The sequence below is a fragment of the Hymenobacter canadensis genome, assembly GCF_027359925.1.
Lineage (GTDB): Bacteria > Bacteroidota > Bacteroidia > Cytophagales > Hymenobacteraceae > Hymenobacter > Hymenobacter canadensis.
Window position 1 is genome coordinate 2,531,412 of record NZ_CP114767.1, and the last position, 24,658, is coordinate 2,556,069.

Annotated in this window: 18 protein-coding genes; 12 read left to right on the forward strand and 6 right to left on the reverse strand. The window is 62.6% G+C overall.

Annotated elements, in window-relative coordinates; genetic code table 11:
• Window positions 1-49: 49 nt before the first annotated feature.
• Both O3303_RS10840 and O3303_RS10845 read right to left on the reverse strand, forming a co-directional pair.
• The gene (locus tag O3303_RS10840; protein WP_269558435.1) at window positions 50-1,117 is read right to left on the reverse strand and encodes a glycosyltransferase family 9 protein; all 1,068 of its coding nucleotides are present in this window, start codon (window positions 1,115-1,117) and stop codon (window positions 50-52) included.
• Window positions 1,118-1,282: 165 nt separating this feature from the next.
• Entirely contained in the window at window positions 1,283-3,037 is a 1,755-nt protein-coding gene (locus O3303_RS10845; RefSeq protein ID WP_269558436.1) for a DNA polymerase/3'-5' exonuclease PolX, read from the reverse strand.
• A gap of 149 nt (window positions 3,038-3,186) precedes the next feature.
• Here O3303_RS10845 and O3303_RS10850 point away from each other — a divergent pair, with 149 nt between their 5' ends.
• From O3303_RS10850 to O3303_RS10870, 5 genes are all read left to right on the forward strand, one after another.
• Complete coding sequence (locus O3303_RS10850) at window positions 3,187-3,582, forward strand: hypothetical protein (protein WP_269558437.1); 396 nt, start codon at window positions 3,187-3,189, stop codon at window positions 3,580-3,582.
• 67 nt (window positions 3,583-3,649) lie between these two features.
• Complete coding sequence (locus O3303_RS10855; protein WP_269558438.1) at window positions 3,650-4,042, forward strand: hypothetical protein; 393 nt, start codon at window positions 3,650-3,652, stop codon at window positions 4,040-4,042.
• Window positions 4,043-4,157: 115 nt separating this feature from the next.
• A complete protein-coding gene (locus tag O3303_RS10860; RefSeq protein ID WP_269558439.1) occupies window positions 4,158-4,565 on the forward strand; it encodes an EVE domain-containing protein in 408 nt (135 codons plus the stop codon).
• A gap of 104 nt (window positions 4,566-4,669) precedes the next feature.
• Window positions 4,670-6,244, forward strand: coding sequence for a hypothetical protein (locus O3303_RS10865; RefSeq protein WP_269558440.1), 1,575 nt, complete (start codon window positions 4,670-4,672; stop codon window positions 6,242-6,244).
• Between the two features lie 219 nt (window positions 6,245-6,463).
• Window positions 6,464-7,009 carry a DUF4252 domain-containing protein gene (locus O3303_RS10870; protein WP_269558441.1) on the forward strand — a complete coding sequence of 182 codons (546 nt, stop codon included), beginning with the start codon at window positions 6,464-6,466 and terminating at the stop codon, window positions 7,007-7,009.
• A 488-nt stretch (window positions 7,010-7,497) separates the two neighbouring features.
• Here the strand turns inward: O3303_RS10870 and O3303_RS10875 are convergent, their stop codons facing one another.
• The 3 genes from O3303_RS10875 to O3303_RS10885 all read right to left on the reverse strand — a co-directional run bounded on the left by O3303_RS10875 (window position 7,498) and on the right by O3303_RS10885 (window position 12,449).
• Entirely contained in the window at window positions 7,498-9,084 is a 1,587-nt protein-coding gene (locus O3303_RS10875) for an OmpA family protein (protein WP_269558442.1), read from the reverse strand.
• A 275-nt stretch (window positions 9,085-9,359) separates the two neighbouring features.
• Window positions 9,360-10,829: an OmpA family protein gene (locus O3303_RS10880; protein ID WP_269558443.1), complete on the reverse strand. Its 1,470-nt coding sequence runs from the start codon at window positions 10,827-10,829 to the stop codon at window positions 9,360-9,362.
• Window positions 10,830-11,153: 324 nt separating this feature from the next.
• Window positions 11,154-12,449 (reverse strand): aminopeptidase P N-terminal domain-containing protein, encoded by a 1,296-nt coding sequence (locus tag O3303_RS10885; RefSeq protein WP_269558444.1) that lies wholly within the window; start codon window positions 12,447-12,449, stop codon window positions 11,154-11,156.
• A gap of 174 nt (window positions 12,450-12,623) precedes the next feature.
• On the opposite strand from O3303_RS10885, the gene O3303_RS10890 reads away from it, so the two are divergent.
• From O3303_RS10890 to O3303_RS10920, 7 genes are all read left to right on the forward strand, one after another.
• Complete coding sequence (locus O3303_RS10890) at window positions 12,624-13,652, forward strand: glycosyltransferase family 9 protein (protein ID WP_269558445.1); 1,029 nt, start codon at window positions 12,624-12,626, stop codon at window positions 13,650-13,652.
• Between the two features lie 217 nt (window positions 13,653-13,869).
• A complete protein-coding gene (locus O3303_RS10895; protein WP_269558446.1) occupies window positions 13,870-15,102 on the forward strand; it encodes a M16 family metallopeptidase in 1,233 nt (410 codons plus the stop codon).
• A 4-nt stretch (window positions 15,103-15,106) separates the two neighbouring features.
• Window positions 15,107-15,994 carry a YDG/SRA domain-containing protein gene (locus O3303_RS10900; RefSeq protein ID WP_269558447.1) on the forward strand — a complete coding sequence of 296 codons (888 nt, stop codon included), beginning with the start codon at window positions 15,107-15,109 and terminating at the stop codon, window positions 15,992-15,994.
• 7 nt (window positions 15,995-16,001) lie between these two features.
• Window positions 16,002-16,643 carry an O-methyltransferase gene (locus tag O3303_RS10905; RefSeq protein ID WP_269558448.1) on the forward strand — a complete coding sequence of 214 codons (642 nt, stop codon included), beginning with the start codon at window positions 16,002-16,004 and terminating at the stop codon, window positions 16,641-16,643.
• A 94-nt stretch (window positions 16,644-16,737) separates the two neighbouring features.
• Window positions 16,738-19,677, forward strand: a complete 2,940-nt coding sequence (locus O3303_RS10910) for a TonB-dependent receptor (RefSeq protein WP_269558449.1) — start codon at window positions 16,738-16,740, stop codon at window positions 19,675-19,677.
• 268 nt (window positions 19,678-19,945) lie between these two features.
• Window positions 19,946-22,192 carry a LysM peptidoglycan-binding domain-containing protein gene (locus tag O3303_RS10915; protein WP_269558450.1) on the forward strand — a complete coding sequence of 749 codons (2,247 nt, stop codon included), beginning with the start codon at window positions 19,946-19,948 and terminating at the stop codon, window positions 22,190-22,192.
• Between the two features lie 98 nt (window positions 22,193-22,290).
• Entirely contained in the window at window positions 22,291-23,136 is an 846-nt protein-coding gene (locus O3303_RS10920) for a LysM peptidoglycan-binding domain-containing protein (protein ID WP_269558451.1), read from the forward strand.
• Between the two features lie 98 nt (window positions 23,137-23,234).
• Here O3303_RS10920 and O3303_RS10925 read toward each other — a convergent pair whose 3' ends face one another.
• Window positions 23,235-24,311, reverse strand: a complete 1,077-nt coding sequence (locus O3303_RS10925) for a fatty acid desaturase family protein (protein ID WP_269558452.1) — start codon at window positions 24,309-24,311, stop codon at window positions 23,235-23,237.
• Between the last annotated feature and the right edge of the window lie 347 nt (window positions 24,312-24,658).

A 24,658-nucleotide genomic window follows, 5' to 3' on the forward strand; every position in this document is an offset into this window, starting at 1 on the left:
AGGATGGGTTAGCGGAGGCAGAAAGTACGCATTTCGCCTGGCTTTGACTTTAGCGCCCGTCCTGAGCTGGAGGCAGTTCCAGGTTGAACTGGATGTCGCGCATGCAGCGGAAGTGGCCCTGGGGGCACTTTTCGTAGCCGATTTTCGAGCAGGGCCGGCAGCTCAGATTGGGCACTTCCAGCACCCGGAACTCGGTGCGGTAAGGATACATGCCGAACTCGGGCACGGTGTTGCCCCACACGCTGAAAATCTCCTTCCGGAAAGCCGCTGCAATGTGCATCAGGCCAGTGTCGTGGCTGACCACCAGGCTGGCCTGCCGCACCAGCGAGGCCGACTGGTTGAGGCTGAACTTGCCGCAGGCGTTGTAGATAACGGTGGACTGGGGATTGGTGTAGGCTGGCTGCCTGGGGAAGTAGTACGGGCTGTCGGGGATGAGCGGCGTGGGCGCGGGCGAAACAGCAGCGCCTGCGTCGAAGGCCAGCTCCACGACGTGGCCAGTGGTTTCGTCTTCGGGGCCGCCCAGTAGCACTACCGGGCGGCGCAGCAGGCCGCACAGTTCGATGATGCGCTCCACGGGCAGCCGCTTGGTGGCGTGCTGCGCCCCGATGGCAAACGCCACGTAGCCGCGCCCGAACACCGGCGGCAGCGCCTGGGCAATGTCCACTTCGTCGGCTTCCGGGATGAAGTAGTCCAGCCCCCGGCCGTCGTTCTTCACGCCGAGCGAGGCCGCGGCGGCCAGGTAGCGGTCCACGATGTGCACGCGCGGCATGGTGTGCAGCTTCAGGTTCACGAGCAGCCACTTGCGCCAGTTCAGCTTATCGAAGCTGGCCGAGCGCACGCCCAGCCGGGCCTTGAGCAGCGTGGTGCGCAGGTTGTGGTGCAGGTCTACTACGAAATCAAACCGCTCGGCCTTCAGCTCCGCCACCAGCTCCGTGAGCGAGCCGGTGAGGCAGTGCACCTTGTCCACATAAGGGTTGCTTTCCACGAGGCCGCGGTAGCCGGGCTTGGTGCAGAAGTGCACCACGGCCCCCGGCACCTGCTGCTTCACCGCCCGGATAACGGGCGTGGTCAGCACAATGTCGCCGATGGAAGAAAAGCGCAGAATCAGGATTTTCATACGGTGGCCTCACCCCCTAGCCTCCTCTCCTATGGGAGAGGGGGAACTAGCTTCTAATTTTGAAAACTAGAAGGCACTGGTGCAGAGGAAATAATAAAATGAATTAGAAGCTACTCTCTACAGCTAGTTCCCCCTCTCCCATAGGAGAGGGGGCTAGGGGTGAGGCTACCCAAACAACGAATCCTTGAACTCCAGCGGGGGCTTGATGCCGGCTTTGCGCTTGGCAAAATACTCGGCGGCTTCCGCGGCCGACTTGGCGTTGAAGGTCATGTCCTTGGTCAGGCCGCCCTTGCGGCCCATGAACACGCCGTAGCGCATATCGGCGTAGCCGTTGGTGTGGTGCGCATCGGGGTTGATGCTGAGCTGCACGCCCTGGTCCAGCGCGTAGCGCACCCAGCGCCAGTCCAGGTCGAGGCGGTAGGGGTTGGCGTTGATTTCGATGATGACGTTGTGCTTGGCGCAGGCGTCGATGACGGCTTTGTGGTCGAGCGGGTAGCCTTCGCGGCGCAGCAGCAGCCGGCCCGTGGGGTGGCCCAGCATGGTGGTGTAGGGGTTTTCGATGGCCCGCAGCACCCGCGTGGTTGCTTTGCGCTCGTCCATCTTCAGGTTGGAGTGCACCGAGGCCACGATGAAATCAAAGGTTTCCAGCACCGTGGGTGGGTAGTCCAAAGAGCCATCGGAGAGAATATCCGACTCGATGCCCTTGAAGATGCGGAACGGCGCCAACTCCTGATTCAATTCGTCGATTTCGCGGTGCTGCTGGCGCACGCGCTCCGGCGGCAGGCCATTGGCGTAGTGCGCCGCCTGCGAATGGTCGCAGATGCCAAGGTACTCGTAGCCCTGGTCGCGCAGGAAAGTGGCCATTTCGCGCAGGCTGTGGCTGCCGTCGGAGTAGGTGCTGTGGTTGTGCAGCGAGCCGCGCAGGTCGGCGTCTTCCAGCAGCGTGGGCAGCCTGTTTTCGCGGGCCAAGGCCAGCTCGCCGAGGCCTTCGCGCAGCTCGGGCTCCACGTATTGCAGGCCGGCGCGTTCGTAGAGGGCGGGTTCGGTGGCGAACTGTTCCCGCTTCAGCCACTGGCGTAGCGTGGCCGGCTGGCCGGGCAGCAGCTCCGGGCTCAGCGCTTCGCTCAGATGACTTTCGGCGGCGGTGCTCAGCAGCAGCTGGTTGGTGAAGGCGGCCGGCGCCACCAGCAACACTTCCACCTTCACGCCCGAGGCCGTGGCCGTGCCGCGCCAGGCAAACGGGCCGCTGCGGCGCGGGTCCGGCGTGAGGCCATCGAGGGAATTAAGGGTGGCGTGGGCGGCGGCCGGATCAGCGGTGGCCGCTACCAGCCCCACGGTTTCCACGGTTTCGAGGCGGCGGCGCACTTCGCCGGCCACGGCGGCTTCGGTTATGTCGGCGGTGGCCTGCAGGCGGGCCAGCAGGTCGAGGGCCAGCTCTTCGGCCTGCGGATAGAGCAGCTTGCCGCGGCTCTGGTCGGTGAAGTCGAGGGCTTCGAGGATGCCCTGCTGGGTTTTCTGGCCGAAGCCCTTGAGCTTGCTGACCTCGTCGTTCTGCGCGGCTTCGCGCAGCTGCTCGGCGCCTTCAATGCCCAGCTCCTTCCACAGGGTGCGGATTTTCTTGGGCCCGATGCCTTTAATCTTCAGCAGCTCCACCACGCCGGGCGGGGTGGCGGCCAGCAGGCGGGTCAGCTCCTCAAACGAGCCGGTATCGAGCATTTCGGCCACTTTAGCAGCGGCGGTTTTGCTCAGGCCGGTGCGGTCGGGCAAGCCTGTGCGGTCAAGGTCGGCTACGGGCACCGTCAGCTGCTCCAGGGCGTTAGCCGTGCCTTCGTAGGCCCGGATCTTGAACGGATTTTCCTCGTGCAGCTCCATGAGCTGGGCGGTCAGGCGAAAAGCACGAATCAGGGCGCGGTTATCCATAGCAAACAAAGGTAGTTTGTGCCGGGTAGTTTGCGGTATGCGCACCCGGGCCCGCCCGATTTCTTTACATTCGTTGCCGGGCGGCGACGTATAAAGCGGTGCCCGCCCCGGCTTGCAAACCAGTCACTTCCACTCCCTCTCTGCCCCTTATGCGTCTGTTCACAATTCTGGCCGCGCTGAGCGTCCTGCTGCTGGCCGCCACCTGCCAGCCCGGCACCAAGGCTCCTTCGCCCCTCCGCAAGCTGGAGCACACCTGGCTGCACGCCCACGAGGAAGACCAGGGCGACGTGCGCGTGTACCGGCCCAACACCTACGCGTTTCCGCCCTCGCGCGGCCGCACGGGCTTCGCTTTCGAGCAAAACGGCCTGTTCACGCAGTTCGACATTGCCCCCACCGACGGGCTGGAAGGCCGCAAAGGCACCTGGAAAGCCGAAAACGACCAGACTTTGCTCATCTCCCTCGACGACAAGAAAGACCCCGATTACCGCCTGGAAATTGTGTCGCTCGACAATGAGATGCTGAAAGTGCGGCGCCTGGAAAAATAAGCGCCCGGCACGATTCTGGCAGCTGCTCTGCTTTTAGGCACCATACTCTCCTACTTTCCCTCTCTCTATGCGCTGTTTGTTGTTTGCCCCGCTCGTTTTGCTGTTGCTGCTGGTTCTGGGCGGCTGCCAGGACCGCGCTGATGCCGGGGTGCCGGCCGGTATAGCGGGTAAAGACTGGTTTTATGCCCACCTGCCCGAAGAAAAAGGCCTGCTGACCTACAAGCTCCCGGGCACCTTCGAGCCGAAAGCCGGCATGGGCATCGACGGCTTCCGCCTGGAAACCGACGGCACGTTTGTGCGCCACACCCAAGGCCCAGCCGATGGCCCGCTGGACATTCCCGGCACTTGGCAGGCCGAAGGCGCCGGTAAGTACCGCGTCAGCCTCCGCAATGGCCAGCCGTCCTTCCTGCTCACGCTGGAGCTGCTGGACGCCGAAACGCTGCGCGCCCGGGAAAACTAGCCGCGCTGGCTACCGGGCCCGGCAAAACAACCGGATAAAAAATGGTGAGGTTACTGTTGCGGCTGCCCAACTTGCGGCCCGAAACAGCAACCTCACCATTTATTTTTTCTGCGTCTTGAACTACTGGCTCGTAAAATCGGAACCCGAAGCCTACTCCTGGGACACGTTTGTGCGCGACGGCGGCACCGACTGGACGGGCGTACGCAACTACCAAGCCCGCAACTTTCTGCAGCAGATGCAGCCCGGCGACCTTGTGCTGTACTACCACAGCGTGAGCGACAAGCAGGTGGTGGGCGTGGCCCAGGTAGCCACCCCGGCCGCCCCCGATGCCACGGCCGAAGCCGGCAGCCCCTGGGTAGCCGTGCACCTGCAGCCGCAGCAGCCGCTGGCCCAGCCGGTGTCGTTGGTCCGCATCAAGCAGGATGAGCGCCTCAGCCAGATCGGGCTTCTACGCCAGTCGCGCCTGTCGGTGATGCCGCTCAAAGCCGCCGAATTCGACACGATTCTGGAGCTGGGCGCTTAGCATGCTGATACGCGGCCGCATTTTTGCGGGCTAGGCGTGACTTTGCGCTGCCGGTCGCGTATCTTCCCTACTCCCCGGCTTTTCCCAGGCAGCCGGTCCCGGCCATGAAGCACCTCTCCTCCCTTCTGCTCAGTATCTGGCTGCTTGCCGCCAACTCCGTCGGGGCGCAGCCGGCCCCGCCCGCGCCCTACACTCCCGCCCAAAACGGCCGCTTGGAGCTAGAATTGCAGGAATACTCGGCCGAGGTGGAAGTGCAGCCCATCCTGCAGGACAGCAGCGTGCTGCTACTGGTGAAGCAGGACGAGCCCGGCATTCGCAACGACACCTACCAGCTACAAAAGTACAACCACCGCCTGCAGCCCGTTTGGAAGAACAAGCTGGATTTGGCGGGCGAGTTCCAGTTTCAGCGCTTCTGCGCCGAAGGCACCACCGCCTACGCCCTGTTTCAGTCCAGCTATGTGGAGCACCGCTTGATGGTGGCCGCCGTGGATGGCAGCACCGGCCGGGTGCGCACCGTGCAGTTCGACACCAAGCTCACCCGCGACATCTACGACCTGAAAGCGCTGGCCGGCAACCTGTTCGTGACGGTGCTGGTAGACAATCACCTGACCATTCTGCTACTGGATCTGGCTACCGGTAAGCACCAGTTTCTGCCGTCGGTGTACGAGCCTCTGCCGGCCCAGCTGTCGTTTCTGGCCGATTCGGCGGCGCAGCGGGCCGAGTTTGTGCTCAGCCAGAGCAACGGCTTCAAAAACCGGCTGCAGCTCAAGCACCTCTCGGCAGGCGGCACGCTGCTGACCTCGGAGTTTGTGCAGGCCGAGAGCGAGCGGGGCCTGATTTCGGCCCAGATCAGCCCGGCTACCGACTCGGCGGAGGGGCGCCTGCTGGCCGGCACCTATACCCTGCGCGACCCCCGATACTCGCAGGGCCTGTTTGCAGCCGACCTCACGGCGGGTGTTACGCCGTCGGGCTCGCGCCGCTCGTTGCGGTTCTATGATTTCGCCAACCTCAAGCACTTCTTCGATTTCATGAGCCCCAACCGGGCCAGCCGGCTGCGGCAGCGGAGCGAGAAAATGCGCGCCGCCGACCGGGTACTACGCCTGCGCTACCGCACCCTCATGCACGATTTGGTGCCGTTCGAGGACGGCTACGTAATGGTGGCGGAAATCTACTTTCCGCACTACCGATACAATTCCTACAGCCCCAGCCTAGTCTACAACCCTTATTACTACTCAGCCTACGATCGGGCCAGTTGGGCCAGCGGCAACCGCAACTTCGACGGCTACCGCGTCACGCACGCCCTGATCTGCGGCTTCGACAAGCGCGGCAACCTACTCTGGGACAACACGCTGGTGATGAAGAACGTGGAGCTGCGCGACCTCACCGAAACCGTGCGCCTGCGCAAGCTGCCCGATGGCCGCCTGGCCGCTTCTTACCTGCAAAACGACAAGATCTATTACAAGGTAATTGACCGGGCCGCGCCTTCCCCCAACGACCTGAGCGTGAACCTGACGACCTCAGCCCTGCCCTCGGCACGGGAGAAAGCTACCAACACCACGCAGGAAGGCTTGCTGACCTGGTATGGCAACCGCCTGCTGGCTTATGGCTTTCAGCACGTGCGGGCTGAGCGCGGCCCCGACCGGGACGTATTTTTCCTGAACACGGTCAGCTTCGAATAGCTTGCGCCAGTGCAGTGCCAGGCTGCTGTCCCATAGCTTGGGAGCGGAATTGTACGGCAACAGGCAGCCCTGCGGGCAGAATTACCGTTTAAGGCGCAACCTGCACAACGGTACAGGCATTCAGGCCACGTGCTTTCTGAAACTTGTACGCGGGCATCTGTACGTGTTAAAATGTGCAGCCAGCATTCCATTTTCTCTCACTTTTCCCTTTCCGCTTTTATGACAAAACGCGCATTTCTGTGGCTGCCGCTGGTGGCTTTGTTGCTGTTGGCCGGCTGCCGCGCCGCCGGCCCCGAACGCCCGGCCCGCACGGTAGCCGAATTTTTCAACAAGTATGAAACCCGCTCCGGCTTCAAGGCCACCGACTGGTCGGCGGGCCTCACCACCCGGCTGCTGCTGGGCCGCCTGGGCAGCCTCGGCGGCGGCTCCGACCTGACGCAGGCTCTATCATCGGTACGCAGCTTCAAGGTGCTCACCTTCGCCCCCACCAGCAATAGCGCCCAGAAACTGGTAGCCGACGGCCTGGTGCAGGAAGTGAACGGCTTGCTGGCCAACGAGCGGTACACGCCCCTGACCACCACCGGCGGCAACATGCGCTATTCTACCCGCATGCAGGGCGACCGGGTGACGGAAGTAGTAACCACCAGCAGCGTTTCGGGCGCGCCCGACTCGTTCCTACTGATGTCCATCGGCGGCAACTTCACGCGTGAGCAGCTCGACCAGCTTCTCAAGATCCTGCCCAACGTGGCTGATATGAGTAAGTAAAGGCGCTGACTTACGCTTCATAGAAAAAGGCTGCCTCCTATGAGGCAGCCTTTTTGTTTTACAGGCGAATATCGATGCTCTAGTTATGGCAAAGCGAATTGCTGAGAAGCCGCGTGGCGGCGACAGGTTTACCAGTAAACCTGTCGCCGCCACGCGGCTTCTCAGCAACTTGAATAAGCTATGAAACGCACCTATGTGTCTCTGCTCTGGTGCATCGACTAGGGAGGAGCACATGCCTGATCGAAGCAGCTTTGCTACGGATTGCAACGGCCTTTGCACTGGCCTTATTCAGGAGAAATACGGCTCACGGCATGTGCTATCCCGGCGCTGCTGGCACCGCATTAGCTCCCTGCCTGCGGTCTGATAGAGTAGAGTAGCAACATGATTACCACAAGCAACGCCCTGCCACTAAAGTACAGGCACAAAAAAAGCGGCCAGCTCAGGGAGCTGGCCGCTTTTGGCAGTTGGTTGGGTTGCGTGTCGCTCGATTACTTGCGGCGGGGGGCTGGCTTACGGGCCGGAGCCTTTTTCACCGGGGCCTTAGGCGCAGCCTTCGGAGCGGCAGCAGGAATCTCGGGGGCCATACCGTACTTGGTTTCAGCAGGGTTCGGGTCACCGGGCAGGTACACATCGAACTCTACGCGGCGGTTCATGGCGCGACCGGCTTCTGTAGCGTTGTCGGCAATCGGCTTGGTTTCGCCATAGCCGTGCGATACGATACGGTCAGCAGCAATGCCTTTGCTCAGCATATACGTACGGGCCGAAGCAGCACGCTCATCCGACAGACGCAGGTTGTAGTTGTCGTCGCCTTTGTTATCGGCGTGAGCCGAGATACCGAGGCTGTAGTCTGGGTAGTCGTTGAGGATCTGCACCAGGCCGTTGAGCGTTGGGAAAGAGATAGGCTTCAGCGTAGCCTTGTCGAAGTCGAACTGGATGAACTTCGTGGCTTCCTGCAGCTTCTTCTTCTCTTCTACCTTCATCTCAGGGCAGCCTTTGTTGGAAGCCGGACCTGGACGGTTCGGGCAGCGGTCCTGGTAATCCGGAACACCGTCGCCGTCTTTGTCGAGTGGGCAACCGGTGGCGTCTACTGCCACACCGGCTGGGGTGTTGGGGCACTTGTCGCTGGCATCGGTTACACCGTCGCCGTCAGCGTCGGGGCAGCCCTGCAGCTCGGCTTTGCCGGGGGTATCGGGGCACTTGTCGTCGCCGTCGCGCACGCCGTCACCGTCACGGTCGGGGCAACCTTCGAGGGCCGCCAAGCCTTTTTCGGTGGGGCACTTATCCTGGTAATCCGGAACACCGTCGCCGTCGCCGTCAAGCGGGCAGCCGTTGGCGTCTACTGCTACACCAGCGGGGGTGCCGGGGCATTTGTCTTTGCGGTCCGAAACGCCATCGTTGTCTTCGTCAGCCTTTTTGCCGAGGGCAATGGTGAGGCCGGCCGAGTGCTGCAGGTACCGGTCGTCGAAGCTGTTGTCGTCGCGCACGGGGTCCTGGTCGATGTTGGCGCTCAGCGGAATGTGCTGGCCCGTCTGCACGAACAAGCCAACCGACTCGCTCAGGCGGAACGTAATACCGGCGGCACCGTGCACGTCAAAATACGTGTCGCTGCCATCGAAAGCGCGCGAAACACCATTGCGGTTGATAACCCCGTCGGAGCTAACAAAAGCAGCACCGGGCGCAATCAGCAGGTAAGGCTGGATGAAGGCGTTTTCCTTCAGCGCCCAGCCGTTGTTGAGCTTCAGTTTGAGGCCCAGGTTGGCGTTTACGATGTTAGCCTCGAAGAAGCTGCCGAACTGCGGCGCGCCAGCTACGGCATCATAATTCACCTTGCCATAGTTGAGGTGCAAACCCAGATCGAGGCCGGAAGTCAGGTAACGGCTGAAGGAGATGCCGCCGCCCAGTTTCCAGTTGTTCTCGTTGTTCCAGTACTGCGAGCCGAAGTTGCCTTTGTACTGAAGCGTGTTGGCCGACAGGCTGATAGCCGTTCGCTGGTCTGCGGTTTGAGCAAGTACGCTGGGCGCCGCCGCCAGTAGCGACATGCCCAGTGCGACGCTGGTGGTAAGAAGTTTTTTCATGATGAGAAAAGTGTGGTGGTATCGCAACGTCACCGGCAGTGTGCATTGCCAGTTAGCCGCGAATTAGGGTGCTATACTTTTCCTGCCGGCCCAAGGTTGTGCTTAATCAAGATTCTATTTCGCCTTGACCTGTTTTACCCCTTGTCCTACAGGCTTTTATTGATATATACATTCTCTATTATGTTTCAGATCCGCCTTAATTATATAGCCCTCTACACACAAAAGCGGCGAACCCACCGGGTCCGCCGCTTTGGCTTGTTGGTACGCTGCCAGTATTATGGCTGCGGCGTGCCGGGCACGAAGAACTCGAAGTTGAATTCTACGCGGCGGTTCTGGCTCATATTCTTCGACGACGTGTTGGGCGACGATGGCTGGCTTTCACCGCGGCCTTCCGTCACGATGCGTGCAGGATCGAGCTGCTTGCCGGTGAAGTAGCGCTTCACCGAACCAGCGCGGCGCTCCGAGAGGCCCTGGTTGTACTCGTCGGTACCACGGCTATCGGCGTGGCCCACTACGCGCAGGCTGTACTCGGGGTGGTCCTTGAGGGCCTGCACCATCTTGTTCAGCGTGGGGTACGAAGCCGTAGTGATAACCGTGCTATTGGTGTTGAAGCGAACCGGCTTCTCCAGCGCCTTCACAGCTGGGTCGATGGTCATGGGGCAGCCATTGGCATCTACCCGCGAACCGGCCGGGGTGTCAGGGCACTTGTCCACGTCGTCTTTCACGCCGTCGTTGTCGGCGTCAAGCACCAGCGGGCAGCCGTTGGCATCTACCTGGGTGCCAGCCGGGGTGCCGGGGCACTTGTCGTTTTTGTCGGCTACACCGTCGCCGTCAGCATCCGGGCAACCACGGAGGGCAGCCGTACCAGCTTCGTCTGGGCAGTCGTCTTCGGAGTCACGCACGCCGTCGTTGTCACGGTCGGGGCAGCCTTCGAGGGCGGCGGTGCCTTTCTCAGTGGGACACTTGTCCTGGTAATCAGCCACACCGTCGCCGTCGCCGTCAAGCGGGCAGCCGTTGGCATCTACAGCCACGCCCGAAGGCGTAGAGGGGCATTTGTCTTTGCGGTCGGGCACGCCGTCCATATCCTCGTCCTTGGCTTTGCCCAGGGCCACGGTAAGGCCCACGGTGTGCTGCAGGTAACGGTCATCCCAGGCATCGTTGTCGCGCACCGGGTCGCCATCAATGTTGGCTTTCAGCGGTACGTGTTGGCCGGTCTGCACGAACAGGCCTACTGCTTCGGAAAGGCGGAAGTTGATACCAGCGGCCCCGAACAGGTCGAAGTAGCTCTTGTCCTCATCCGTGCGCTGGCCGTTGAAAGTACCCTCGCGGCTGGTGAAGGCCCAGCCGGGCGCCGCCAGCAGGTAGGGCTGGATGAAAGCGTCTTCCTTCAGCGCCCAGCCGTTATTCAGCTTCAGCTTGAGGGCCAGGTTCACGTTCACCACGTTGGTGCTGAAGTTGGAATTGAAGCGGGTGGCGCTTTGCTCAGGCGTGCTTTTCAGCTCCACGTACGCACCGCTCAACCCCAGATCGAGGCCGGGCGTGAGGTAGCGGCTGAAGGTGATGCCGGGGCCGTAGTTGTTGTCGGACCACTTCCAGAAGTTGGAGCCGAAATTGCCCTTGTACTGGTAGGCGCTACCGTAGAGGCTGATGGCCGTTTTGCGGTCGGCAGTCTGGGCCTGTGCGCGGGGTGCGGCCGCCAGCAGGGTAAGTCCCAGCGCCACGCAGGGAGTTAGTAGGTTTCTCATAGCCAAAGCTTTTGGTGAACAGAATCGCCCCGAAAAAGGCCCGGCTTCACCGCCCGGCACCCCTCAGGAATAGAGTGCTATACCTACAGCCGGCCCGGAAAGTTGCTATCCGAGCCGGATTGGCCGGGGGTGGCTCCGGCACAATTCCGGGTTGGGAGGACGCAAACCGGCGCCCTCAGTGCCTGATTTTCACGGCCAACCGCGCCGCCGCCCTGCCCCGGCGGGGCCCTTGCCAGCGGGTACCAACTTCCTGTCATAGTACAACAAAAAGCCGCCTGATTTCAGCAGGCGGCTTTTCGGGATACAGCAGGTTTGGTAGTATGGCTACCGGGCGGCGGCCATCAGGCGCTCGATGTCGGCCACTTCCAGCGGGATATTCTTCATCAGGTCGTCGTTGCCGGTTTTGGTGATGAGAATGTCGTTTTCGAGGCGGATACCGAGGCCTTCCTCGCGAATGTAGATGCCCGGCTCGCAGGTGTATACCATGCCCGGCTCAAAGGTGCGGTACTTGAAGCCCACGTCGTGCACGTCGAGGCCGAGGTAGTGGCTGGTGCCGTGCATGAAATACTTCTTGTAGAGCGGCGCGGCGGGGTCCTGGTTCTTCACGTCGGCGGCGTTCAACAAGTCCAGCTCGATCAGCTGCTGCTCCATAAACTGGCCCACGGCGGCGTGGTACTCCTCAATATTACCGCCGGGCACCAGGCGGCTGGTGGCAAACTTCATCACCCGCAGCACGGCCTCGTACACGTCGCGCTGGCGCTTGGTGAACTGGCCGTTGATGGGGATGCTGCGCGAGAGGTCGGCGGCGTAGTTGGCGTATTCGGCCCCGAAGTCGAGCAGCATGACGTCGCCGTCTTTGCATTCCCGGTCGTTGCTGACGTAGTGCAGGATGCAGGCGTTGGCGCCCGAGGCGATGATACTGCCGTAGGCCGGCCCGCGCGAGCCCTGGCGCAGAAACTCGTGGAAGATTTCGGCTTCAATCTCATACTCCATCACGCCGGGCTTCACGAAGCCCAGCAGGCGGCGGAAGGCGTCACCGGTGATGTCGGCGGCCTTTTGCATCAGCCGGATTTCCTCGGGGCTCTTGATGGCGCGCAGCTGGTGCAGCAGGCGGGCGGCGCGGCGGTACTGGTGCAGCGGGTAGGCCTCGCGCAGCTCCTTGCCGAAGCGGGCGTCGCGGGTTTGCACGTCCACCGTGGCCCGGATGTGCTCATTGGAGTTGAGGTACACGTTTTCGGCCTCGTTCATGAGGGCCGGCAGCACGCTCTTAAAGGAGTCGAGCCACATGATGGTGCGCACGCCGGTTTGCGCGCGGGCCTGCTCCTTGGTGAGCTTGTAGCCTTCCCACACCAGAATATGCTCGGAGGTTTCCTTCAGAAACAGGATTTCGCGGTATTGCGGCAGCACCGCATCGGGGAAGATAACGAGGATGCTTTCCTCCTGATCAACGCCGCTGAGGTAGAACAGGTCGTTGTTCTGGCGGAAAGCCATGGTGCCGTCGGCGTTGGTCGGCAGCACGTCGTTGGAGTGGAAAATGGCCAGCGAGGCCGGCGGCAGCAGCTCGCGGAAGCGGCGGCGGTTTTCGGTGAACAGCTCGGGGGCAATGGAACCGTAGCGCATGGGGCGGGGCTTGGGTGGTGAAGACAGAAGGACGCGGCCGGGGCGCGCCGGCTGCAAGTTAGGAGAATGCCGGGAGCTGGTTTTGCCAGCCTGTTAGGACTTTTTTGATCCAGAGCGGCCCGCAGTTACGTATTATTGTACCCCGCTTCTCTCCTTTGCCTGCCTGCTGCCCTGATGCCCGAAGTTTCCTCCCGGCCCCTGCTGCTCATCCAAACTGCCTTCATCGGCGACGTGATTCTGGCCACGGCGCTGCTGGAGCACCTGCACCGCACCGAGCCCGCTACGCCCGTCGATTTTCTGGTGCGCAAAGGCAACGAGGGCTTGGTGCAGCAGCATCCGCACGTGCGGCAGGTGTTGGTATGGGACAAAAAGCAGGACAAGTACCGCGGCCTGTGGCGCCTGCAGCAGCAGATTCGGGCGGCGGGCTACGGCCGCGTCATCACGCTGCAGCGCTTCGCCTCCACCGGTTTCCTGACGGCTTTTTCCGGCGCGCCGGAGCGGATTGGCTTCGACAAGAACCCGCTGGCGCGGGGCTTCACGCGGGCCGTGCCGCACATCATCGGGGCCGGGGTGCACGAGGTGTCGCGCAACCTGCACCTGCTCGACCCCGCCTACGACGGCCCCATCCCGGCCCCGCGCCTCTACCCCACCGCCGCCGATGAAGCCGCCGCCGCGCCGTATGCCGCCGCGGGCCCTTACCTGTGCATTGCGCCCACGTCGGTGTGGTTTACCAAGCAGTTTCCACAGGAGCAATGGCTGAAGCTGCTGGCGGCCCTGCCGGCCCACTACACGGTGTACCTGCTCGGCGGCCCGCCCGACGTGGCAGCCTGCGAGGCCCTGCTGGCAGCCAGCGGCCGCGAGAAAACGCTGAACCTGGCCGGCAAGCTGAGCTTGCTGGCCTCGGCGGCCCTTATGCGCGGGGCCGTGCTCAACTACGTCAACGACTCGGCTCCCATGCACCTGTGCTCGGCGGTGGGCGCGCCTACCTGCGCCGTGTATTGCTCTACGGTGCCGTTTTTCGGGTTTGGGCCGCTCAGTCCGTTTTCGCGGGTGGTGGAAATCGAGGGCGACCTGGACTGCCGCCCCTGCGGCCTGCACGGCTACGCCAAGTGCCCGCTGGGCCACTTCCAATGCGCCTACGGCATCGAAACCCGGCAGCTACTGGCGGCTCTGGCCGAGGCGGAGCAGGCGGTAATGGGGTAAAAGAACGTCATGCAGAGGCGCAGCCGAAGCATCTCGCGTGCTGACGCCGGAGTGGTAATTCCGACAGCAGCACGCCAAACGCTTCGCCGGCGCCTTGGCATGACGGTACAGCCTGCGCGGCGTCGTACCTTTGCAACCAGCTACGCCCCGGCGTGGTTATATGGGGCCGGGGCACACTATTCCGCATCCGGCGCCCCCTACCCCAAGCCCCTACGCAATGTCTGATTACGACCTCTACGAGTTGCCGAATGGCATCCGGGTTTTGCATAAGCAAGTAGTACACACCAAAATAGCGCACTTGGGCTTTCTGCTCGACATTGGCTCCCGCGACGAGAAGCCGGCCCAGCAAGGGCTGGCGCACTTCTGGGAGCATATGGCCTTCAAAGGCACCGAGAAGCGCAAAAGCTTCCACATCCTCAACCGCCTCGAAACCGTGGGCGGCGAGCTGAACGCCTACACCACCAAGGAGAAAATCTGCTTCTACGCCTCCCTGCTCAGCACGCACTTCGAGCGGGCCTTCGAGCTGCTGACCGACCTGACGTTCAACTCGGTGTTTCCAGAAAAGGAGATTGAGAAGGAGCGCGGCGTGATTCTGGAGGAAATGAGCATGTACCAGGACGCCCCCGAAGACGCCATCATCGACGACTTCGACGACGTGGTATTCGCCAAGCACGCGTTGGGCCACAATATCCTAGGCACCCGCGAAAGTGTCAGCAGCTTCCAGCAGGCCGATTTCCGGCAGTTTCTCACGGAAAACGTGCGCACCGACCGGCTGGTGTTCAGCACCGTCAGCAACCTGCCCTTCTCGGAAGTGAAGCGCCTGGCCGATAAGTACCTGGCACCGCTGCCGGCGCAGCTGGGCGCGCGGCCCCGCACGCCGTTCAGCGGCTACCAGCGCGTCAACCAGCTGGAGCGCAAGCCCATCACGCAGGCCCACTGCCTGATCGGGGGGCCCGCCTACGCCATCGAAGACCCGCGCCGGATTCCGTTTTTCCTGCTCAACAACCTGCTGGGCGGCCCCGGCATGAACTCACGCCTCAACCTGGCGGTGCGCGAAAAGTACGGCCTGGTGTACACCATCGACTCCACCTACTCGCCCTACACCGATACGGGCCTGTTCGGCATCTACTTCGGCACCGAGAAGAAGCAGGTGAACCGCACCGTGTCGTTGGTGCAGAAGGAGTTGAAGCGGCTACGCGAGCAGGCGCTGGGCACGGCGCAGCTGCACACCACCAAAGAGCAGCTGATGGGTCAGATGGCCATGGCCGAGGAAAGCAACGGCGGTATGATGCAGCTGCTGGCCAAAAGCACCCTCGACCTGGGCCGCGTGGAGTCCATCAACGAAATCTTCGACCGGGTGCGCGCCATCACGGCTTCCGAGCTACTGGAAATGGCCAACGAGGTGCTCACCGACGAAAACCTGAGCGTGCTGCAGTACGTGCCGGAGTAAGCAGATGGCGCAGCATCCAACTCCGGTCAGGCTTGGGAACGTGCCGGAAATTTCGGCAGGACATGAGTTTCTCAATCGGGTCGAGGTAAAAGCGGCGGGTTTGCATCGGGACTTGTACAAAGGAATTTCCCGGCTGAAAGGGCATCCTGCCGAAGCCATTGTACTCTCTGGTGGCTACGAGGATGATCTGGACCTGGGCAGCGCGATTCTGTATACCGGCGAAGGTGGCAACCAGGACGGACGCCAAGTGGCTGACCAACAGTTGACGGGCGGCAATCTGGCGTTGAGCTTGAGCTTTGCGCAGCAAACACCGGTGCGCGTGATTCGCAAAGTGCAGGAAGGCAGCCTAGCATTTTATCAATACGCCGGGCTGTATTATGTCACGCAGTTCAGCCAGGAAGTGGGCCGGTCGGGGCACCGTATCTGGCGGTTTCGGCTAGAGCAGTTGCCGCAGCCAGCAGCCCCTGCCACGACCCAGGTGCAGGAACCGGAAGCCCCATATGCCCTGCCCCGGCGGCGCCAGACACTGGTGCAGCAGCTTGTGCGTGACACAGGCGTGATGCACGCCATAAAGCAGCTCTATGATTTTCGGTGCCAGGTGTGCAGTACGCGGCTGCCCGTGCCCGGCGGCGCCTATTCCGAAGCCGCCCACATCCGGCCGCTGGGTGGGACACACCACGGCCCCGACAAAGTCAGCAACCTGCTCTGTCTTTGCCCCAACCACCATGTCACCTTCGACCGGGGCGCCTGGGCCATTCAGGACGATTTTCGCCTGCTAGGCCAGCCTGGGCAGCTGACGGTAGCACCCAGTCATCATCCTCATCCGGAGCACTTGCTCTACCACCGGCGGCGCATCTATCAGCCCCTGCCGCCGGCTTCGCTTTTTGCCTGATTGCCGCATGAATTCCGAAGACTTTTTCCGCTACGCCGACCAGCACACCACACCTGAGCCGCCGCTCTTGGCGCGCCTCAACCGCGAAACCCACGTGCAGACGCTGATGCCGCGCATGCTGAGTGGGCACGCGCAGGGCCGGCTGCTGAGCATGATCAGCCACATGGTGCGGCCGCGGCGGGTACTGGAACTGGGTACTTTCACGGGCTACGCGGCCCTGTGCCTGGCCGAAGGGCTGGCGCCTGATGGCGCGCTGCACACCGTGGAGTTCAACCCCGAGCTGGAAAGCCGCATCCGGCGCTACGTGGCCGAGGCCGGCCTTACTGAGCGCCTGCACCTGCACATCGGGCGGGCCGCCGACGTGGTGCCGACGCTGGCCGAAACCTGGGATTTGGTGTTCATCGACGCCGACAAAATCAACAACGACGCTTACTACGAGCTGGTGCTGCCGCAGGTGCGGCCAGGCGGGTTCCTGCTCATCGACAACGTGCTGTGGGGAGGCAAGGTGGTGGACTCCTACGTGGTGAAGCCCTCCGACAAGGACACCCACGCCGTGCGGGCCTTCAACGACAAGGTGCAGGCCGATGAGCGGGTGGAAAACGTGTTTCTGCCCCTGCGCGACGGCCTGCTGCTCGTGCGGAAACGGTAGCAGGCGGCGGGCTTTTTTCGGCGAAGAGTAAACGCGGCAGGCGCATTTGCGTCTATTGCTCCTGGTGACGTATCTCTCCGCCGACTTTTCGCTAATGCTCAGACACTTTCTTGCCGTTATAGTACTGCTGACCGCCACGCTGGCGGCACACGCCCAATCCTCACTCAGTGGCCGTATTGTAGATGGCACCGACCAGGCGCCACTAATTGGGGCCAATGTATTGGTGCGGGGCCTGTCGGCCGACTCGGTGAAGAATGGGGCAGCGGCTGATGCCGACGGCAACTTCACGATAACCGGTCTGCCCAACGGCCGCTACCAGCTCACGATTTCGTTTCTGGGCTACCAGACGCTGCAGCGGCAGCTGACGCTGAGCGGGCAGCCGCTGGCGCTCGGCAATCTGGCGCTGGCCACCGGGGGCGTGGCCCTGAAGGGCGTGGAAGTGGTGGGCAAAGCGGCAGCCGCCATTCAGAAAGGCGACACCGCCCAGTTCAACGCCGGCTCGTTCAAGACCAACCCCGACGCCAGCGCCCAGGACCTCATCACCAAGATGCCCGGCGTGACCGTGGACCCGACCAGCGGCAAGGTGCAGGCGCAGGGTGAGCAGGTGCAGCGGGTGCTGGTGGATGGCAAGGAGTTTTTCGGCAACGACCCCGACGCCGTGCTCAAGAACATTCCGGCCGAGGTCATCGACAAGATTCAGGTGTATGACCGCGCCTCCGACCAGAGCCAGTTCACGGGCTTCGACGACGGCAATCAGCAGAAAACCATCAACATCATCACCAAGCCGCAGTTTCGCAACGGCAAGTTTGGGCGGGTGCTGGCCGGCTACGGCCCCCAGGATGACCGGTACCGGCTCAGCGGCAACCTCAACCAGTTCAAGGGCAAGCAGCGGTTGAGCGTGGTGGCCCAGAGCAACAACGTGAACGAGCAGAACTTCGGCACCGAAGACTTGCTGGGCGTGGTGGGTACCTCGTCGGGCGGGGGTGGCGGGGCGCGGGGTGGCCGCGGGGGTGGCCAGGGCGGGCGGCCCGGCGGCGGAGGCCAGGGCAGCGGCAATAACTCCGGCGACTTCTTGGTGAACCAGCAGGGCGGCATCAGCAAAACGCACGCCTTGGGCCTGAACTACTCCGATACCTGGGGCACCAAAACCGACGTGCAGGGCAGCTACTTCTTTAACCTCAGCGACAACGCGGCCCGCACCAACCTGCTGCGTCGCTACGTGGCCCCGCAGGGCTCCCAGGACGATCTGCGCTACAACGAACTGTCTCAGAATACGAGCCGCAACATCAACAACCGCTTCAACCTGCGGCTGGAGCACAAGTTCGATTCGGTGAACTCGCTGATCTGGCGGCCCAGCCTCTCGGTGCAACGCAACACCGGCAACAGCGGCCTCGACGGGCGCACGTTCCTGAGCACCGGCGACGTGGCCGGCGAAACGCAGGGCGCCAACACCAGCACCTACCGCTCGGCCCTGACGGGCATCACGGCGGCCAACCAGCTGCAGTACCGGCACCGTTTTGCCAAGCGCGGCCGCACGGTTTCGGTGGGGCTGAACACGACGTATAACGACAAGGCCGGCGACAACAACCTGCTGTCGTCGACCTCGGCGGTGGGCGGGCGCACCACGCTGCTCAACCAGTTTTCGGAGCTGACGCAGCAAGGCTGGGCCTGGACCGGCAACGTCAACTACACCGAGCCCCTCAGCCAGTTCAGCCAGCTGCAGGCCGAGTACCGCGTGTCGTACACGCCCAACGAGTCGGACAAGCGCACCTTTGATTTCTCGCCGGGCGAGCAGGCCTTTTCCCTGCTCAACGACACGCTCAGCAGCGTATTCCAGAGCCGCTACCTCACCAACTCGGGCGAGCTGACGTACCGCTACCAGAACAAGGACTTCCAGTGGACCGTGGGCACGGCCGTGCAGAACGCCCAGCTGCGCTCCGACCAGGAGTTTCCGCGCGTGGCTCTCACGGAACGTAGCTTCCTGAACGTGCTGCCCAACGCCTCGGTGCGCTACAACTTCTCGAAGCAGCAAAACCTGCGGCTCAACTACCGCACCAACACCAATGCCCCCAGCATCAGTCAGCTGCAGGAAGTGGTGAACAACGCCAACCCACTGCAGCTCACCACCGGCAACCCCGACCTGCGCCAGGAGTACCGCCACAACCTGTTTCTGCGGTATTCCTCTGCGGTGCCAGAGAAGTCCACCTCGTTTTTTGCGCTGATTGGCGGTTCCTACACTAATAACTACATCACCAACAACACCATCTACGCCGGTACCTCGCCCGTGACGGAGGGCGGTATTGTCATCCCGGTAGGCGGCCAGCTCACGCGGCCCGTCAACGTCGATCAGCAGTACACGCTCCGCTCCTTCCTGAACTACAGCCTGCCGCTGAGCTTCGTGAAGTCCAACCTTAACCTGAACGCCAACGCCACCTACTCGCAGACTCCGGGTTTGGTGTTCAGCGAGCTGAATTACAGCCGTACGCCTTCCTTTGGGCTGGGTGCGGTGCTGAGCAGCAACATCAGCCCCGAGCTGGACTTCACGCTGTCCTCGAACTCCAGCCAGAGCTACGTGCGCAACTCGCTGCTCGGCCAGGTAGACCGGCAGTACTTCCGGCAGAACACCAGCCTGCGCTTTTCCTGGATTATCGTGAAGGGCGTGACGGTGCAGTCCGACGTGACGCACCAGCTCAACCAGGGCTTGTCGGCGGGCTTCAACCAGAACTTTGTGCTCTGGAACGGCTCAGTGGGCAAGAAGCTGGGCCAGAAGCAGCAGGCTGAAATCAAGCTCTACGCCTTTGATTTGCTGGGCCAGAACAACAGCATCCAGGTCAACAACACGGCCGCTTACACCGAGGACGTGCAAACCAACATCCTGCAGCGCTACCTCATGTTGATGTTCACTTACAACATCCGCAGCTTTGCCGGCGCCGGCCCCGCCGATGCCCTACCAGGCGGCGACGCCCCCGGCGGACGGCGCGGCCCAGGCGGCTTCGGGCAGCCCGGCGGCCCGCCTCCTGGTGGCGGCATGTAGTCTGATTTAGTAGAAAAAGCGTCGGCCAAGCCGGCGCTTTTTGCATTTCCGGGAGTTTGGGCCGGAGCGGGCCGGAATTGAATTCCGGGCAGCGTGCAACCCAATCTTTTCAGAGGTAAAAGCGCCGGCAGGTTTGCGGATCGACTTGGGCTTAATGCAGTATAGCAGGGCTATTTGTGCCGATTCCCGCGTTTTTTTCTTCTACTTTGTACACGTCGGAGTCTGGTGAGCACAAGTCGCGAAGCCAGAGCTGCGCTTGTTGCCTGTCATGAAAAGAATTGTACTCGTGCTGCTTTGCTGGCTGCCGCTGCTGGCGGCCGCCCAAAGCGTATCCGTTCCGGCCACCTTCGATTTTGCCGGCCTGCACCTGCGCCTCACCGAGGGCGGCCGCCGCGCCGTGCAGCAGAAGGTCGACGCCCTGCGCAGCCATCCAGCCTCGTTTCAGGCCCGCGTGAACCTGGCTGATGCCTACTTTCCTCTCATCGAGCGGGTGTTTCAGGAAGAAGCCCTTCCGCTGGATTTCCGCTTTCTGGTTATCCAGGAAAGCGGCCTGCAGGGTGATGCCCAGAGCATCCACGATGCGGTGGGCTACTGGCAGTTCAAGCGCGAAACCGCCGCCGACTTTGGCGTGGTGATGAACGACGTGGTGGATGAGCGCAAGCACATTGTGGCGTCCAGCAAGGCCGCCGCCAAGTACCTCAAGCGCAACAACAACGCCCTGCACAACTGGCTGAACGCCCTGCTCAGCTACAACCTGGGCTCGGGCGGCGTGAAGCCCTACACCCTTCCCACCGACTTCGACGCCACGGAAATGCCGATTTCCGAGCAAACCCACGCCTACGTGCTGACGATGCTGGCTCACAAGCTGGCCTACGAGCCCGCCGTGGGGCACAACCCCAAGCCGCAGTTGCAGCTGCAGGAGTTTCCGGCGCCACCCGGCCTATCCATGGCCGGCATTGCCCAGAGCCTGCAAACTGACCCCGCCGAAACCGCCCGCCACAACCGCTGGCTGCTGACGCCCACCGTGCCCACGGACCGCATCTACACGATGCTGGTGCCCATCACCGACCCGATTCAGCAAACGGCCCTGGCCGCCCAGCAGAAAAGCGCCACCGCCGGCCAGCTGCTCAATCAGCCCAAACCCGACCCGCAGAACGCCGACTACGTGCGCGTGAACGGCATCCGGGCGCTGGTGGCGCTGCCCGGCGAAACCAAGGAAAGCATGGCCAAGCGCGCCGGGCTTAAGGTGCGTAAATTCATGCAGTTCAACGACCTGTTTGCCTTCGACAACATTGTGGTGGGCCAGCCTTACTTCGTGCAGAAGAAGCGCGACAAAAGCGAGGTGGAATACCACGTAGCGCAGCCCGGCGAGAGCGTGGCCACGGTGTCGCAGAAGTACGGCATCCGGGCCAAGGCCATCTGGGCGAAGAACCGCATGCCGCGTAATGAGGAGCTGCGCCCCGGCCGCATTCTGTGGCTGAAGCATACCCGGCCCAAAGACGTCGCCATCGAGTACGCCGACAGCAAAAACGAAAAGGCGCTGGCGGCCTTTGAACGCCCTTCGGTAGCCCCAGCGCCCAAGGAGGCTCCGTCCGCTCCGGCGCCGGAAAAGCCGGCTGTGAAGAAGCGCCGCATCGACGAAACAGAGCCTTACCGCGGCAACACGGCCAGCACTATGCGGGAGCTGGAAGACGCCACCGAAGGCGACGACACTCCAACTCCTTCCGGCGCAGTCACGCAACCTGATTCCGCCACCGACGCCACCACCGAAAACCTGAACGAGCTGGGTACGATGCCCGCCGCGCCGCCTGTTGTGGCCCCCGTTCCGGCCCCGAGACCAGCTCCCGTGGCAGCCCCGGCCTCAATCCCGACCCCGAAGCCAGTGCAAGCGCCAGCCCCAGCACCGGCCGCTCCGGCCGCCCCGCGTCCCGTAGCGGCCACGCCGCCGGCCCGCAAGCCCCTCCCCGCCTCCACCCCCATCGGCGACGAGCCCGCTACCGATGACGAGCCTGCCGCCCCAGTAGCCGCGCCGAAGCCAGCCCCCAAACCAGCCGCCACCGCTGCGCCGGCAGCAATGCAGGCGCCCCCCAAGCCGGCCGCTACTCCCCGGCCGCTGCCGCCCACGCTGCCCGCTGCCGCCGGTCCGGTAGAGCCGGTGCCCGCCAGCGGCCTGCACACGGTGCAGCCCAAGGAAACGCTCTACTCCGTGGCGCGCCGCTACGGCCTGCGGCCCGCCGACCTGATTGTCTGGAACAACCTGCCCCAGAGCCCGTCGTTGCGGCTGGGCCAGGTGCTGCGCGTGACGGCGGGCACACCGGCCACCTCAATAGCCGCGCCGACCACTACCGCCACTCCGGCCGTGGCTATGGTACGCCACACGGTAGCCGGTGGCGAGTCGATGTATGCCATTTCGCGCAAATACGGCGTTACCATCAAGCAGATTATGGAGTGGAACAACAAGGCCGATTTCAACGTGAAGCCCGGCGAAGTGCTGCTGGTGCAGCCGGCCAAGTAGTGGGCCGTTTAGTGTGCCGCGCGGTCTGACCTGCCTGACCAGGTGTACCGCTACTGCATTTATTTCCCTTTCTGAATTCCTTTATTCTCTTTCCCCTGATGCGTTTTCTTTCCCGAATTTTAACCTTCAGCAGCCTGTTGCTGCCGATTTCGTTGGCCGCGCAGGTCCAGCAAACTACCCCGGCCGCCCCGGCTCCCGGCGTGGCCTTGTCCGAAGATTCGGTGCGGGTGATGTCGGGGCTGGTGCAGGCCAGCGTGCGGCAGCTGCGCGCCATTTACTACGAGGCCGACGATGCCCGCGCCACTCAGCTCGTGGAAACCGCCCTGCTCCAGATTCCGGCCTACAATCAGCGCCTGAGCACCTACACGGCCAGCCTGCCCCGCGAGCAGCAGCAGCTACTGGCCCAGCGCCTGCGCCAGCAGCCCTGGCAAATTGAGCTGCAGACCCTGCTGCGCAGTCCCCAGTATAAGGACTTCAACACCCGTACCGCCCGCAGCCCCGGCCTCAAAGCCGCCGCCGACCGGCTGGCTGCCACGGGCTTCCTGGGGACCAGACCAGCCGGGGCCAAACCCACGGCCGGCAGCGTCGCCAAAGCACCAGCCACCACTACTCCCGAAAAGGCAATGGTGGCGGCATCAGCGCCAAAAGCGCTGGCTATTACTGGCAAACCAGCTTCCGCAACCGCGCCCGCCACAATGCCCGGCAACTCCCTGGCCGCGGCTCCTGCCAGGCCGCTGGCAGCTCCCATCACCCTGGCAAAGCCGGCGCCTGCCAAACCCGATGCCTCCAAAGGCGTGCGGCACCACACCGTCACCAAAGGCGAAACCCTTTTCGCCATTGCCCGCCAGTATGGCGTGAAGCCGGCCCAGCTGCAGAGCTGGAACGACAAGCCTGATAACAGCGTGAAAATCGGGGAAGTCCTTACCATCCAGACGCCCGAATAGGCAGCTCCAGACCACCTCCTGCACTACTACACAAAGCAAAAGGCCGCCTTATCGGGCGGCCTTTTGCTTTGCGCGTGGGATTTGCGGGCGGCTATGGCCTACGCCATTGCCAGCTCCGGCACTGCCTGAGGCACACGCGCAATCCGCCGCGTGCGACTTCTGAGCAGAGCCACCACCTCAGCCTCGGAGCTGAACTGGTTTTCCAGGTTCACGAAGTTCCTGGCCAGCAAATCGTAGCGGCGCGTCATGAGGTAGGCAAAAATGTGCAGGAAGTGAATCCCATCGAACACGATGGCCTTGTTCTGGGCGTAGTGGGCCACGTTTTTGCGGAAGTGCGCCGGATGCTCGCTCCAGTGTAGCGCCGGCTTGAGGTGGTGGCTGATGTGGTAGCCGTCATTCCAGCACTTGTGGTTGTACTTGGTGTTGATGCAGGTCACGCTGTTGGTGTAGCAGTTGGCGGGGTCGGCGGCATCAATGAAAGCGTGCTGGCTCCAGTTGCCCAGCATCATGATGGTGCGCGTGACCAGCACGGGCATAATCAGCACGGCGATGGTAGCGGGCAAGTTCACAAAGCCCAGTACCACGCAGGCCACCAGATACACCACCTCGCCGCGCAGCAGCCGCGTCCGGAACGTGTGCTTGTTGGTGCGGCCCAGGTACTGCACCAGCTTCGGAATGCCCAGCACGAAGAAATCGGCGAGGTAGCGGCCGAAGCTGGCCAGCGAGTCGCGCTGGTAATACATGGTAGAGCTGCCGTCGTCGGGCAGGTTGTTTTCGGGGTGGTGCATACCCATGTGGTGGGTGAAGTACGTTTCCGGCGTCTGCCCAAAAAACGGCCCAATTACCCACGGAATGTAGTGATTGAGGTAGCCATACTTCTTTTTGAACAGGATGCGGTGGCTGGTGCAGTGCAGCATCAGCCCGAAAGGCCCCTTGAAGAAAAACGTGGTCAGGCCCAGAAACACGGCAAACACCGCCCACCACAGGCCCCGGTCGAGGCCCGGCACATAGAGCAGCGCTATCAGCGGCAGAATTGTGAGGGAGATTTCCAGAATCAGGTACACAAACGGCAGGTCGCGCTTGTCCTGAATAAACTGCTGGAAAAAGGCACCGGAGCGCGAAACCGGAGCGGCCGGATCATAGGCCGGGTCGGTGGAAGGAGTCAGATATTTCATGCGTGATATTGGCCGGGATGCACGGCCACAGAAGACAGGGAATATAAATAGCAGGGTACTTCTATGATTTTTCGATCCGGCATATCGGGCTGCTAACGGCCGGCCGGTGCTAGCCACCGGTCCTCATTGGGCCGGCAAGAAGCCGGCTGCCTCCTAACCGCAACCGCCGCAGAATAATTGCGCACGCTCCCACAAGATAAGGCGTTTGCTACAGATGAGCTCCGGCCCGCCGCCTACCCGCCCGCCCGGCGTTCTACCTTCCCAGTTGATACGCCAAAATCCGTTGCCGCGCAACCTTTCCCGGCCGCTGATTCGTGGGTAACTTTACTCTTGCCGAAGGCCGAATT